Raw genomic sequence first — 16,298 nt, forward strand, 5'->3', positions numbered from 1 at the left:
ATGAATGCTGAAGACTCCTTGAAACTTGCTCGCCGGTTTATCGGGTTGCCCCTGGAAAAGCGCCAGATGTTCCTCGCGGCCCTGCAAAAGGAGGGCGTTGATTTCGCCCGGTTCCCGATTCCGACCGGGATCGAGGCCGAGGACCGTCAGGCGTTGTCCTACGCGCAGCGGCGCATGTGGTTTCTCTGGCAGCTCGATCCGCAGAGCGGCGCCTATAACCTGCCGGGTGCAGTGCGCCTGAGCGGTCAGCTGAATCTGCTCGCGCTGGAACAGGCGTTTGCCAGTCTGGTCGAGCGCCACGAAACCCTGCGCATGGTGTTCCAGCGTCAGGCTGACGACAGCCTGCTGCAAGTACCGGCCACGGCGCCACTGGTGATCAACCACGAAGATTTCAGCGCGCTGCCATCCAGCGAACGGGAACAGGCTGTGGTCAGTGCCGCCGAACGGCAATCGCTGTTGCCGTTCGATCTGGCGGTCGGCCCGCTGTTGCGCGTGACCTTGCTACAGCTTGCGGAGCAGGAGCACGTGCTGCTGCTGACCCTGCACCACATCGTCTCCGATGGCTGGTCGATGAACGTGCTGATCGACGAGTTCATCCGTTGCTACGACGCGTTCGACGCCGGGCTCATGCCGCAACTGGCCGCGTTGCCGATCCAGTACAGCGACTACGCGCTGTGGCAGCGACGCTGGCTGGAGGCGGGCGAGCAGGCGCGGCAACTCGATTACTGGCAGGCGCAACTGGGCGATGAGCACCCGGTGCTGGAACTGCCGCTGGACCATTCGCGCCCGGCGATGCCGAGCTATCGCGGTACGCGCTACGAATTCGCCATCGATGAAGCCCTGGCCGGGCAACTGCGCCACACCGCGCAGCAGCACCAGGTCACCTTGTTCATGCTGTTGCTCGCGGCGTTCAACGCCTTGCTGCACCGTTACACCGGGCAGAGCGATATCCGCGTCGGCGTGCCGATTGCCAACCGCAACCGTGGTGAAACCGAAGGGCTGATCGGCTTCTTCGTCAACACCCAGGTGTTGCGCACGCAACTGGATGGGCAGACTCGTGTCGACGCTCTGCTGCGCGCCGTCAAGGAAACTGCGCTCGGCGCCCAGGCCCATCAGGATCTGCCGTTCGAGCAACTGGTCGACGCGCTGAAACTTGAGCGCAGCCTCAGCCACACGCCGCTGTTTCAGGTGATGTACAACCATCAACCACACGTGGCCGATATCGCCAGCCTCAGCACTGCCTCGGGCCTGGTGCTCGACAGCCTCGACTGGCAGAGTCGCACCACTCAGTTTGACCTGACGCTGGACACCTACGAGCAGGGCGGCAGGCTGCGTGCCGCATTGACCTACGCCAGCGATCTGTTCGAGGCACCGACCATCGAGCGCATGGCGCAGCACTGGTTGCGCCTGCTTGCGGCGATGGTCGCCGATCCGTCGCAACGCATCGGCGAATTGCCGCTGCTCGACGCCGACGAGCAACACACTCTGGTGCATGATTGGAACAACGTTCAGGCGGACTACCCGAGCAGCACGCCGATCCATCAACTGATCGAAGCGCAGGTCATGCGCACACCGGATGCACCGGCGCTGTTGTTTGCTGGACAGTCGCTGAGCTATGCCGAACTGGACGCCCGGGCCAACCGTCTGGCGCATCTGCTGCGCGAACAAGGCGTGCGCGCCAACAGTCTGGTCGGCGTTTGCGCGTTGCGGTCAGTGGAAATGGTCGTCGCGCTGCTGGCAGTCCTCAAGGCCGGCGGCGCTTACGTGCCGCTCGATCCGGAATACCCGCAGGAACGCCTGGCCTACATGATCGAGGACAGCGGCATCACTTTGCTGTTGACTCAGGCTGCGCTGCGCTCAGCGCTGCCGACCGATGCGGTGCAGGTGATCACGCTGGACCAGCCCGATCTGCTCGAAGGCTATAGCGACCAGCGTCCCGACGTCAGTGTCGATCCGTTGAACCTGGCTTACGTGATTTACACCTCAGGCTCCACCGGTAAACCGAAAGGCGCCGGCAACAGCCACGCGGCATTGGTCAACCGCTTGTGCTGGATGCAGGAGGCCTACGGGCTGGACGCCAGCGATGCGGTGTTGCAGAAAACCCCGTTCAGTTTCGACGTCTCGGTCTGGGAGTTCTTCTGGCCGCTGCTCACCGGTGCGCGGCTGGTGGTCGCCGCGCCGGGCGCGCACCGCGATCCGCTGCAACTGATCGACACCATCAACCACTACGGCATCAGCACGCTGCACTTCGTGCCGTCGATGTTGCAGGCATTCATTCACGAGCCCGGCGTGGAAAGCTGCGTCGGCCTCAAACGCATCGTTTGCAGCGGTGAAGCTTTGCCGCTGGACGCGCAATTGCAGGTCTTCGCCAAGCTGCCAGCTACCGGGCTCTACAACCTCTACGGCCCGACCGAAGCAGCCATCGACGTTACCCACTGGACTTGCGTCGATGAGGGCGCCGACAGCGTGCCGATCGGTCGGCCAATCGCCAACCTGCGCACCCACGTGCTCGACGCCGAATTGCTGCCGGTGCCCAGTGGTGTGGCCGGCGAGCTGTACCTGGGCGGCGCCGGGCTGGCGCGCAGTTATCACCAGCGCCCGGCGCTGACCGCGGAGCGTTTCGTGCCGTGCCCGTTCCATCCCGGCACGCGCCTTTATCGCACCGGCGACCGGGTGCGCCAGCGTGGCGATGGGGTGATCGAATACCTCGGTCGTCTCGACCATCAAGTGAAGCTGCGCGGCTTGCGCATCGAACTGGGCGAAATCGAAACCCGCCTGATGCAGCACCCGTTGGTGCGTGAGGCGGTAGTGCTGGTGCCGGATGGCAAACAGCTGGTCGCCTGGCTGGTGCTGGAACATCCGCAGCCGGCCGCTGACTGGCAGCAAGACGTCAAAGCCTGGCTGCTCGGCAGCCTGCCGGAATTCATGGTGCCAACCTGCCTGATCACGCTGGAGAAATTGCCGGTCACCGCCAACGGCAAACTTGATCGCAAGGCCTTGCCGCCAGCGGATGCCGCGCCACAGCAAGCATTCGTCGCGCCGCAGGATGCGCTGCAAAAAGCCCTCGCGGCGATCTGGGAAGACGTGCTCGGCCGTGAGCGCGTAGGTCTGGAAGACAATTTCTTCGAGCTGGGCGGCGACTCGATCATCTCGATTCAAGTGGTCAGCCGCGCGCGACAGGCCGGCATTCGCCTGAGCCCGCGCGATCTGTTCCAGTATCAGACCGTGCGTACCCTGGCGCGGGTGGCAAGTCTCGATCAACAGACCACCGTGGATCAGGCTGCTGTAACCGGTGCCGCAGTGCTCGGGCCGATCCAGCAGCATTTTTTCAGTCAGGCGATGCCGGTGCGTGAACACTGGAACCAGTCGCTGCTGCTGATCCCGCGCGAAACCCTGAACGCGCAGTGGCTCGACGCGGCGCTGACGCAACTGATCAATCATCACGACGCCTTGCGCCTGCGCTTTGTCGAAGGCGCTGAAGGCTGGCAGCAAAGCCATGGTCCGCTGATCGATAGCGCTGACCTGTGGGTGCGCGACGCTAAATCCCCGGGAGAATTGCAGACGCTGTGCAACCAGGCCCAGCGCAGCCTCGACCTGCGACAAGGGCCGTTGCTGCGGGCATTACTGGTGAGCATGGCGGACGGTAGCCAGCGTCTGGCGCTGATCATTCATCACTTGGTCGTCGACGGGGTTTCCTGGCGCGTACTGCTGGAAGATCTGCAGCAGGCGTATGAACAACGGGCGGCCGGTGGCGGCATTCAATTGCCGGCGAAAACCCACGCGTTTCAGCAGTGGACCGCGCGGCTTGCTGGCGAGGCTTCGCGTTTCGATGAGCAACTGGCGTACTGGAAAGCCCAGCATCAGGACGCCCGGGATCTGCCGTGCGAACGCGCGCAGGGCAGTCTGGAAAATCGCCACGGCGAAAAAATCGAATGGCGCCTCGACGCCGAGCGCACTCGACAGTTGCTGCAACAAGCGCCGGCGGCGTATCGCACTCAGGTCAATGACCTGTTGCTCACGGCGCTGACACGCACCGTCAGCCGCTGGAGTCAGCAGCCGGGCACGCTGATCGAACTGGAAGGGCATGGTCGCGAAGACCTGTTCGATGACATCGACCTGACCCGCACCGTCGGTTGGTTGACCAGTCTGTTTGCGGTCAAGCTGACCGCGGCCGAAGACCTCGACGCTTCGATCAAGATGATCAAGGAGCAACTGCGCGCGGTGCCGGACAAAGGTCTGGGTTATGGCGTGCTGCGTTATCTGGCGGCGCCCGCGGTGCGCGGCGAACTGGCCGCGCTGGCGCCACCGCGCATCACGTTCAATTATCTCGGCCAGTTCGACCGCCAGTTCGACGAGGCGGCACTGTTCGTGCCGTGCGCCGAAACCAGCGGCGTCGCCCAGAGTCCGGCGGCGCCGCTCGCCAACTGGCTGACCGTGGAAGGGCAGGTCTACGGCGGTGAGCTGTCGATGAGCTGGGGCTTCAGCCGCGAGATGTTCGACAGTGCAACGGTGCAGGCGCTGGTCGATCAGTACGCCATTGAGTTGCATGCGCTGATCGAGCATTGCTGTGCATTGCCAATCGCGCAGGCGACGCCATCGGACTTCCCGCTGGCGCGCATCAGCCAGACGCAACTCGATGCGCTGCCACTGCCGGCAGGTCAGCTTGACGATGTCTATCCGCTGTCGCCGATGCAGCAGGGCTTGCTGTTCCACACGCTGTACGAACAGGCGGCGGGTGAGTACATCAACCAGTTGCGTGTCGATGTGCAAGGCCTCGACCCTGAGCGCTTCCGCGCCGCGTGGCAGGCCACGGTCGATGCGCAGGATATTTTGCGCAGCGGTTTTGTCTGGCAGGGCGAGCTGGCGCAGCCGCTGCAGATCGTGCACAAACAGGTGCAATTGCCCTTCACCACGCTCGACTGGCGTGACCGCGACGATCAACCGACGGCGCTCGCGACACTGGCGGATGCCGAGCGGCAGCAAGGTTTCGATCTGACGCAGGCGCCATTGTTGCGACTGCTGCTGGTGCAAACCGGCGCCGAGCAGTGGCATCTGATTTACACCCATCACCACATCCTGATGGACGGCTGGAGCAACGCGCAGCTGCTTGGCGAAGTGTTGCAGCGCTACAGCGGTCGAGCGCCGGTAAACAATGGCGGGCGTTATCGCGATTACATCGCCTGGCTGCAACGCCAGGACGGCCAGTTGAGCGAGGCCTTCTGGACCGGGCAACTGGCCGCGCTGCACGAGCCGACCCGACTGGCGCGCGCGGCCACTGCTGGCGAGCAGCACAGCGGTCACGGCGATCATTACCTGACCCTGGACGCGCAACGCACGCAACGCCTGGAAGCGTTCGCCCGTCAGCAGAAAGTCACCGTCAACACGCTGGTGCAAGCCGCGTGGCTGCTGTTGCTGCAACGCTACACCGGCCTTGACGCGGTGGCGTTCGGGGCGACGGTGGCCGGGCGTCCGGCCGAGTTGCCGGGCATCGAGCAACAGGTCGGTCTGTTCATCAATACCTTGCCGGTGATCGGCGCGCCGCGTCCGGATCAAAGTGTTGGCGACTGGCTGCAAGCGGTACAGGCGCAGAACCTCAGCCTGCGCGATTTCGAGCACACGCCGCTGGCGGACATCCAGCGCTGGGCCGGGCAGGGCGGCGAAGCGCTGTTCGACAACATTCTGGTGTTCGAAAACTACCCGATTGCCCAGGCGCTGAGTCTGGCGGGGCAAGGTCTGCAGTTCGGCGAGGTCGGCAATCTTGAGCAGACCCACTATGCGCTGAGCGTCGCCGTCACCCTCGGCGAGCAACTGGCGCTGCACTACAGCTTCGACCGCGGCCAGTTCGCTCGCGCGGTGATCGAAGGCATCAGTGCGCATTTGCTGCAACTACTCGAACAATTCGCACTGTCAGCGACGCGTAACCTCGGTGAAATCGCCCTCGCAGACGCTCAGGAGCATGCGCGCCAGCAAGGCGAAAACCATCAGCAACCGTATCCGGTGAATATCGGTGTGCATCAGCGCATTGCGGCGCTGGCCGCCGAGCGTCCGCAGCGCACCGCGGTGATTTTCAATGGCAGGCATTTCAGTTATGGCGAGATCGACCAGCGCGCCAATCAACTGGCCCATGCGCTGATCGCCCGTGGCGTCGGAGCGGAAACCCGCGTCGGCGTGGCCCTGCCGCGCAGCGAGTCGGTGATCGTTGCACTGCTGGCGGTGCTCAAGGCGGGCGGCGCCTATGTGCCGCTGGATACTCATTATCCGCGCGAGCGTCTGGCCTACCTGATCGAGGATTCCGGGCTGGCGCTGCTGATCAGCGATTCGTCGGTGTCGGCGCAACTGCCACTCGCCGCAGGGGTGCCGCTGCTGGAGCTGGATCGTCTGGAGGTGAGCGAATGGCCGGTCGCAGCACCGCCGGTAAACCTCGACCCGGACAACCTCGCCTATGTGATCTACACCTCCGGCTCCACGGGCAATCCGAAAGGCGTCAGCGTCGCCCACGGGCCGTTGGCCATGCATTGCCAGGCCATCGGTGAGCGCTATGAAATGCGCGACAGCGACTGCGAATTCCACTTCATGTCGTTCGCCTTCGACGGCGCCCACGAACGCTGGCTCACCAGCCTGACCCACGGCGCCTCGCTGCTGATTCGCGACGACACCTTGTGGACGCCGGAGCAGACCTATAACGCGATGATCGAACACGGTGTGACCGTGGTGGCGTTCCCGCCGGTGTATCTGCAGCAACTGGCCGAGCATGCCGAGCGCGTCGGCAACCCACCGAAAGTGCGAATCTACTGCTTCGGCGGCGATGCTGTGCCGAGCGCCAGTTTCGAGCGGGTCAAACGCGCGCTGGATCCGGATTACATCATCAACGGCTACGGCCCGACCGAAACCGTGGTCACGCCGCTGATATGGAAGGCCGGCCGCGAAGAGCCGTGCGGCGCGGCCTACGCGCCGATCGGCAGCCGTATCGGCGACCGCAGCGCTTATGTCCTCGACGCTGCGCTGAACCTGCTGCCACAAGGCATGGCCGGTGAGTTGTACCTCGGTGGCAGCGGTCTGGCGCGTGGTTACCTGAATCGTCCGGGGTTGACTGGCGAACGCTTCGTTGCTGATCCGTTCAGCACCGGTGGCTTGCTTTATCGCACCGGGGATCTGGTGCGCCAGCGCGGCGACGGTACCTTCGACTACCTCGATCGCATCGACAATCAGGTGAAAATCCGTGGTTTCCGCATCGAGCTCGGCGAGGTCGAAGCCGCCCTGCAAGCCCTTGCCGGCGTGCGCGAAGCGGTGGTGATTGCGCAGGAAGGCAGTGGCGGCAGCGGCAAGCGTCTGGTGGCGTACGTGGTCAGTGATTCGAGCCGTGCCGACTTTACTGAAGAACTGCGCGCGCAACTCGCGGCCAGTCTGCCGGCGCACATGGTTCCGGCGTACGTTTTGCGCCTTGAGCGTCTGCCATTGACCCCGAACGGCAAACTCGATCGCAAGAACCTGCCGAAGCCGGATGTCAGCCAATTGCAGCAGACTTATGTGGCGCCGCAGACCGCGCTGGAGCAGCAACTGGCGGCGATCTGGCAGGACGTGCTCAAGCTTGAGCAGGTCGGCATCAGCGACAACTTCTTCGAGCTGGGCGGCGATTCGATCATCTCGATTCAGGTGGTCAGCCGTGCGCGGCAAGCCGGGATTCGCTTCACCCCCAAAGACCTCTTCGAGCACCAGACCATTGCCGCGCTGGCCGTGGTCGCGCAGACCGGTGAAGCGCTGCACCTGATCGATCAGCACGCGGTGACCGGCAGCAGCGCGCTGCTGCCGATTCATCAGGAATTCTTCGCGCAAGCAATCCCTGACCGCCATCACTGGAACCAGTCGGTGATGCTCAAACCCTCGCAAACGCTGAACGCACAGTTGCTGGAGCAAGCGCTGGATGCGCTGGTTGTGCACCACGACAGCTTGCGTCTGCAATTTGTCGAGCAGGCTGACGGCTGGGCTGCGCATTACCGCGACGTCGCCACCCAAGCGGGCGAAACGATTCTTTGGCAGGTCGAGGTCGCTGACCTCGAAGCTTTAGAGACGCTGGGCGACAAGGCGCAGCGCAGCCTGCAACTGAGTGGCGGTTCGCTGATTCGCGCGGTGCTGGCCGATCTGGCTGACGGTTCGCAACGGCTGTTGCTGATCGTCCATCACCTGGTGGTCGATGGCGTGTCGTGGCGGATTCTGTTCGAAGACCTGCAAAACGCTTATCGGCAGATCAGCGCCGGGCAGGCTGTGCAGCTTCCGGCGAAAACCAGCGCGGTCAGGGACTGGGCAACGGCGTTGCAGGACTACGCTAACAGCCCTGCCTTGCAAGCCGAACCGGGCTTCTGGCAGCAGCAGTTGCACGGTGCCTCGGCGGCGTTGCCGTACGACCGTCCGGACGGTGGGCAACGACACGATCAGGCGCTGACTATTCGTAGCAAACTGGACAAGACCCTGACTCGCCAGCTGTTGCAGGACGCACCCCAGGCCTATCGCACGCAAGTCAACGACCTGCTGCTGACCGCGCTGGCGCGGGTGCTGGTGCGCTGGACCGGTGCCGACAAGGCGCTGGTGCTGCTCGAGGGCCACGGTCGCGAAGATCTGTTCGAGCACATCGACCTGACCCGCAGCGTCGGCTGGTTCACCAGCGTCTACCCGGCCTGCCTGACGCCGGCCGCCGAGCTGGGCGCCTCGCTCAAGCAAGTCAAAGAACAACTGCGGGCGATTCCGCACAAGGGCATCGGCTTTGGCGCGCTGGCGTACCTGGGCGATGAACAGGCACGCCAGGCCCTGCAAGCCTTGCCGGTACCGCGCCTGACCTTCAACTATCTGGGTCAGTTCGACGGCAGTTTTGGCGAGGCCGATCAGGCCTTGTTCGTACCGACCGGCGAAGCCGCCGGTGCCGAAGTCAACCTGCAAGGTCCGCTGGGCAATCCACTGGCGCTGAACGGCAAAGTCTTCGGCGGTGAGCTGGACCTGAACTGGACCTACAGCAGCGGCCTGTTCGATGCGGCGACCATTCAGCGCCTGGCCGATGACTATGTGCAGGAGCTGACGGCACTGATCGGCCATTGCTGCGACAGCGGCAACCGTGGCGTGACGCCGTCGGATTTCCCGCTGGCGCAGTTGTCGCAAGCGCAACTCGATGGATGGGTGCTGGCGCCGCAGAGCATCGACGACATCTACCCGTTGTCGCCCATGCAGCAGGGCATGCTGTTCCACACCCTGCTCGAACACGGCAATGGCGATTACATCAACCAGATGCGCCTCGACGTCGACGGTGTCGAGCCGCAGCGCTTCCGTGCGGCCTGGCAAGCGGCAGTGGATGCCCATGACATTTTGCGCAGTGGCTTCTTCTGGCAGGGCGATCTGCCGCAACCGCTGCAAGTGGTGCAGCGTCAGGTCGAGGTGCCGTTCAGCGTCATCGACTGGCGCGGCAAGAGCGACCTCGACGCGGCATTGCAAACCCTCGCCGACGAAGAGCGAGCGCTGGGCCTGGACCTGAACAGTGCGCCGTTGTTGCGTCTGGTGCTGGTTCGCACGGCGACCGATCGTCATCACCTGATCTACACCAATCACCACATCCTGATGGACGGCTGGAGCAGCGCGCAGTTGCTTGGCGAAGTCCTGCAGCACTACCGCGGCGAAGCGGTCGCGCGGCCAGCGGGGCGCTATCGTGATTACATCGGCTGGTTGCAGCGTCAGGACGCGGCGGCGGCCGAACATTACTGGCTGGCAACGTTGCGCGAACTGCACGAGCCGACGCGTCTGGCCGATGCCATTGCGCGGCCGCACGACGCTTTGCCGAGCGTCGGTTATGGTGACCATTACCAAGTGCTGGACGCCGACCTGACCCGGCGCCTGAGCGAATTTGCCCGGGCGGCGAAAGTCACCGTCAACACTCTGGTGCAAGCGGCGTGGTTGCTGCTGTTGCAGCGCTACACCGGAAAAACCTGCGTGGCCTTCGGCGCGACCGTGGCTGGGCGGCCAGCCGATGTGCCGGGCGTCGAGGCGCAGATCGGCCTGTTCATCAACACCTTGCCGGTGGTCGCCGCGCCGCACGCGCAGCAGGGTCTGAGCGAATGGCTGCAAGCCGTGCAGGGGCAAAACCTCGCCTCTCGGGAATTCGAACACACGCCGCTGGCCGACATTCAGCGTTGGGCCGGGCAGGGCGGCGATGCGCTGTTCGACAGCCTGATGGTGTTCGAGAACTACCCGATTGCCGAGGCGCTGGAGCGTGGCGCGCCGCAAGGCCTGCGTTTTGGCGCGGTGGTCAATCAGGAGCAGACCAACTATCCGCTGACCCTGCTGGTGAATCTGGGCGCGCAGCTATCGGTGCATTTCAGCTATCAGCGTGACTGCTTCGCTCCGGCCAGCGTGGCGCAGTTGGGCGCGCATCTGCAGCGTCTGCTGATGCAGATGAGCGAGGCGGGCGAGCGCACGCTTGGCGAGTTGCAGCTGGTCGTAGACGTTCCTCGCGTTGACACCTCGTTCGTCACTGAACAGTGCATTCATCAGGCGATTGCCGAGCAGGTAGCAGCGGCGCCTGATGCACTGGCGGTGACCTTCAACGATAGACAATTGAGCTACGCCGGACTGGACGCACAGGCCAATCGTCTGGCCCACAAACTGATCGAAATGGGCGTCGGCCCGGAAGCGCGCGTGGGCGTGGCGATGCCGCGCTCCGAGCAGTTGCTGGTCGCCCTGCTGGCGGTGCTCAAGGCTGGCGGCGCCTATGTGCCGCTGGACCCGGATTACCCGGCCGATCGCGTCGCTTACATGCTCGAAGACAGCCGTGCGCGGGTGTTGCTCACCTCGCAAGCGGTCGCTGCGACATTGAGCGTACCGGCCCAAACCCAAGTGGTGCTGATGGATCTGGTTGATCTGAGCCGGTACCCAACCGCTGCGCCGCAAACGAACGTGCAGCCGGACAATCTCGCCTATGTGATCTACACCTCCGGCTCCACCGGCAAGCCAAAAGGCGTGGCGATTGCCCATCGCAACGTCATGGCGTTGATCGACTGGTCGGCCAGGGTCTACAGCCGCGACGATATTCAGGGGGTGCTGGCGTCGACGTCGGTGTGCTTCGATTTGTCGGTGTGGGAGCTGTTCGTAACGTTGGCCAACGGCGGTTCGCTGATCATCGCGCGCAACGCTTTGGAGCTGGCGCAATTGCCGGCGCGCGATCAGGTGCGGTTGATCAACACTGTGCCATCAGCTATTGCCGCATTGCAGCGTGCCGGGCAGATTCCTGCCAGCGTACGGATCATCAATCTGGCCGGCGAACCGCTCAAGCAAGGCCTGGTCGACGCGCTGTATCAACAGCCGAACGTTGAGCACGTCTACGACCTGTACGGCCCGTCGGAAGACACCACCTATTCGACCTGGACCCGCCGTGTTTCGGGTGGTCAACCGCGTATCGGTCGTGCTCTCGATCACAGCGCCAGTCATTTGCTGGATGCCGATCTGCATCTCGTACCGCAGGGCGTTGCAGCGGAGCTGTACCTGTCCGGCGCTGGCATCACCCGTGGTTACCTCGGCCGCGCGGCGATGACTGCCGAGCGTTTCGTCCCTAATCCATTCAGCGGCAACGGCGAGCGCCTGTATCGCACCGGCGACCTGATTCGCCAGCGCGAAAACGCCGAACTGGAGTATCTGGGGCGTATCGACCATCAAGTGAAAATTCGTGGATTCCGTATCGAACTGGGTGAGATCGAGGCGCGATTGCTCGCTCAAGCCGAGGTTATGCAAGCGGCGGTGCTGGCGGTGGACAGCGATAGCGGCGCGCAACTGGTGGCCTACGTGGTCGCTCCGCAACTGGACATGCAGGACGGTCAAGCACAGCGGCAACTGCGCGACGGACTAAAGACTGGCCTCAAGTCTTCGTTACCTGACTACATGATTCCCGCGCACCTGTTGTTTCTTGAGCAGTTGCCACTGACCCCCAACGGCAAACTCGACCGCAAGGCCTTGCCGACGGTGGATGCCAGCCAGATGCAGGCCGCGTATGTCGCGCCGCAGAGCGAGCTTGAGCAGCAGGTCGCGGCGATCTGGCAGCAAGTACTCGACGTCGAACGTATCGGTCGCAGCGATCACTTCTTCGAACTGGGCGGGCACTCGCTGCTGGCGGTCAACGTGGTGTCGCGCATCGCCCTTGAACTGGGCCTGACGCTGACCCCGCAACTGTTATTCCAGCACCCCGTCCTGAGCGATTTTGTCGCTCGACTCGATACAGGAGGCGGGGCAATCAACGAACAGAAACTGAGCAAGCTGGAAGCCCTGCTTGACGATATGGAGGAAGTCTGATGGACAAGAGTGTTGCTTTGAGGGTAGCCAAGCGCTTTATCACTCTGCCGCTGGACAAACGCAAACTGTACCTGGAGAAGATGCTTGAAGAGGGCGTCTCGCCGGCCAATCTGCCGATCCCGGAGACGCGTTCCGGGTTTGCGGCGGTTCCTCTGTCGTATGCGCAGGAACGCCAGTTGTTCCTCTGGCAAATGGACCCGCACAGCAGCGCTTATCACATCCCCAGCGCCTTGCGCCTCAAGGGGCAACTGGACGTCGCCGCGCTGGAGCGCAGCTTCAACGCCGTGGCGGCGCGGCACGAAAGTTTGCGCACCACCTTCACTGAGTACGGCGACAGCTTTTGCCAGGTGATTCATCCGCAGTTGCCATTGAACATCGCCGTGGCAGCGCTGCCCACAGGGCTCGATGCAGCCGGCAGCGAGGCGGCGATCAAGGCGTTCGTTGAAAGCGAGACGGTGCGCCCGTTCGATCTGCAACACGGCCCGCTGCTGCGCGTGGCGTTGCTCGAAATCGGCGCGGACGACCATGTGCTGGTGTTGATCCAGCACCACATCATTTCCGATGGCTGGTCGATCAAGGTGCTGGTCAATGAACTGATCCAGCATTACGCCGCCGACACCGCCGGGCAGCCGCTGAGCCTGCCGGCGCTGGAGGTGCAATACGCTGATTACGCGATCTGGCAACGGCACTGGCTGGAGGCGGGCGAACGCGAGCGGCAACTGGCGTACTGGATCAAGACCCTGGACGGCGAGCAGCCGGTGCTGGAATTGCCGATCGACTTCCCTCGTCCGGCCGTGCAAAGCCTGCGCGGGGCACGCCTCGAACTGAGCCTGCCGGCGGCACTCGGCGATGCGCTCAAGCAACTGGCCCAGCGCGAGGGCGCGAGCCTGTTCATGGTTTTGCTGGCATCGTTCCAGGCATTGCTGTATCGCTACAGTGGCCAGGCGCAGATTCGCGTTGGAGTGCCGACCGCCAACCGTAACCGCGTCGAGACCGAAGGCCTGATCGGCTTCTTCGTCAACACTCAGGTGTTGCACGCCGAGATCAATGGGCAACTGCCGTTCAACCAGTTACTGGTCCAGGTCAAGCAAGCGGCGCTGGCGGCGCAGGCGCACCAGGACCTGCCGTTCGAGCAACTGATCGAAGCGCTGCAACCGCAGCGCAGTCTGAGTCACAGCCCGGTGTTCCAGGTGATGTTCAACCACCAGACCGGTCGTGACTCAGGGCGCAGCGCGGCCCGGTTGCCGCAACTCAGCGTCGAGGACGTGCAGTGGGAAGGGCGCACGGCGCAGTTCGACCTGACCCTCAATACCTACGAATCCAGCGACGGTTTTGCCGCCGAATTGACCTACGCCACCGACCTGTTCAAGCCTGAAACGGTCGAGCGTCTGGCCCGTCATTGGCAAAACCTGTTGCAAGGCATCGTCACCGCTCCAACGCAACGTGTCGGCGAGCTGCCGCTGCTGGAACAAGCCGAGCAAGGCGTGCTGCTGCAGGATTGGTTCCGCGTGACGGATCACCGCGCGCACGGCGACTGCGTGCAGCAGGACTTCGCCTTGCAGGCGCGACAGAATCCGCACGCCACGGCGTTGATCATCGGCGATGAGGTGCTGACCTACGGCGAGCTCGATGCCCGCGCCAACCAGCTCGCGCACAAGCTGATCGAGGCCGGCGTAGGGCCGGACCGACTGGTGGGGATTGCAGTCGAGCGCAGTGCCGACATGCTCGTCGGACTGCTGGCGATTCTCAAGGCCGGCGGTGCTTATGTCCCGCTGGACCCGGCGTATCCACAGGAGCGGCTGGCCTACATGATCGAGGACAGCGGCCTGCAATGGCTGCTGACCCAGACGCCTGTGCAGGCGCAGTTGCCGATCCCGGAGGGTGTGCAAACGCTGCTGCTCGATCAGCCCGCAGACTGGCTGGCGACTTACCCACAGACTGCGCCGCAGGTTGCCGTCAATGGCGAACACCTGGCCTATACGATCTACACCTCGGGCTCCACCGGTAAACCCAAAGGCGTGATGGTGCGCCACGCGGCGCTGAGCAATTTTGTCGCGAGCATGATCAAGCAGCCGGGGATTGCCGCCGCCGATCGCATGCTCTCGCTGACCACGTTCTCCTTCGATATTTTCGGCCTGGAAATCTACGGCCCGCTGCTGGCTGGCGCCTGCGTGGTAATGACTGGCAAGGACGTGCATCAGGACCCGCACGCAGTACTCGAACTGATCGAGCGTCACGCCGTCAGCATTCTGCAAGCCACACCGTCGACCTGGCGCATGCTGCTCGATCACGAACACGCAGCGATTCTCAAGGGCCGCACGTTCCTCTGTGGCGGTGAGGCGCTGCCGCAGGAACTGGCCACGCGCATGCTGGCGCTGACGCCGAACGTGTGGAACCTGTACGGCCCGACCGAGACCACCATCTGGTCGGCGCAACATGCCCTGAGTGCCGGCAACAGCCGGCCATTCCTCGGCACGCCGATCGACAACACCGCGTTGTACATCCTCGGCAGCGACCTTGAGCTGAATCCGCTCGGCGCGCCCGGTGAATTGTTGATCGGTGGCGAGGGCCTGGCGCGCGGTTATTTCCAGCGTCCGGACCTGACCGCCGAACGTTTTGTGCCAGACCCGTTTTCCACAACCGGTGCGCGTCTGTACCGCACCGGCGACCTGACCCGTTATCGCGCCGAAGGTGTGATCGAATACATCGGGCGTATCGACCATCAGGTGAAGATTCGCGGTTTTCGTATCGAGTTGGGCGAGATCGAAGCCCGCTTGCTCGCTCTCGACAGCGTGCGCGAAACCGTGGTGGTTGCGCAGGACGGCCCGACCGGCGCGCAACTGGTCGGCTATGTGGTGCCGTCTGCCAGCGCTATCGATGAAGCCGAGCTGCGCGCCGCACTCAAGGCCAGCCTCAAGGCCGAACTGCCGGATTACATGGTGCCGGCGCACTTGCTGTTTCTCGCACAACTGCCGCTGACCCCGAATGGCAAAGTTGACCGCAAAGCCTTGCCGGCGCCAGACGCCAGCCAGTTGCAGTCAACTTACGTTGCGCCACAAACCGTCACCCAACACGCCGTCGCCGAGATCTGGCAAGCGGTGTTGCAGCTGGACCGAGTAGGCCTCAGCGATAACTTCTTCGAACTGGGTGGCCACTCGTTGCTGGTGACCCAAGTGGTGTCGCGCGTGCGTCAGGCGCTCAACGTGCAAGTGCCGCTGCGCAGCCTGTTCGAACACAGCACGCTGGAAGGTTTCGTTGGCGCACTGGGCGTCGATCAGGCAACCGAAGAACCGCCGATTGTTGCCTTGCCCCGTCTACAACCGTTGCCGCTTTCCTATGCGCAGGAACGTCAGTGGTTCCTCTGGCAACTGGAGCCGACCAGCACGGCATATCACGTCCCTGCGGCGCTGCGTCTGCGCGGCGAGCTGGATTTGCCAGCGTTGCAGCAGAGCTTCGATGCGCTGATCGAACGTCACGAATCCCTGCGCACCTGCTTCGTCGAACAGCAGGGCACAACCCTGCAAGTGATTCAGGCCCACGGCGCGCTGGACCTGCAAGTGCAGGACGCGGCGGGGCTGGATGATGCGGCATTGCAAGCGCTGGTCGCGGCAGAAACCCTGCACCTGTTCGATCTCCAGCAAGGCCCGCTGCTGCGGGTGAAATTGCTGCGTCTGGCCGCGGACGATCACGCGCTGGTCATTACCTTGCACCACATCGTCTCCGATGGCTGGTCGATGAATGTCATGGTCGATGAGCTGGTGGCGTTATACGCCGCTTACAGCCAGGGTCAGATCGCGCAATTGCCGGCATTGCCAGTGCAATACGCCGATTACGCGGCGTGGCAAAAACAGTGGATGGACGCCGGTGAGCGCGAGCGTCAATTGAATTACTGGACGGCGCAACTTGGCGACGGTGAGCAGCCATTGCTGGAACTGCCGAGCGACCGTCCACGCCCCGCCGAGCAAAGCTATCGCGGTGCA

The 16,298-nt window shown here is 63.5% G+C and carries 2 protein-coding genes (1 of these 2 only partly in view); both read left to right on the top strand.

All coding sequences use genetic code 11. The features are described 5' to 3' along the window. Positions 1 to 12,318 carry a non-ribosomal peptide synthetase gene (locus tag BLU52_RS07625; protein WP_090282608.1) on the top strand — a complete coding sequence of 4,106 codons (12,318 nt, stop codon included), beginning with the start codon at positions 1 to 3 and terminating at the stop codon, positions 12,316 to 12,318. Next, positions 12,318 to 16,298: the start of a non-ribosomal peptide synthetase gene (locus BLU52_RS07630; RefSeq protein ID WP_090282609.1), read on the top strand. 11,007 nt of this gene lie beyond the right edge of the window; 3,981 of the gene's 14,988 nt are visible here — the first part of the coding sequence; the start codon lies at positions 12,318 to 12,320; the stop codon falls past the right edge of the window. Before BLU52_RS07625 ends, BLU52_RS07630 begins: the two co-directional genes overlap by 1 nt.

The organism is Pseudomonas granadensis (genome assembly GCF_900105485.1).
Taxonomy (GTDB): Bacteria; Pseudomonadota; Gammaproteobacteria; order Pseudomonadales; family Pseudomonadaceae; genus Aquipseudomonas; species Aquipseudomonas granadensis.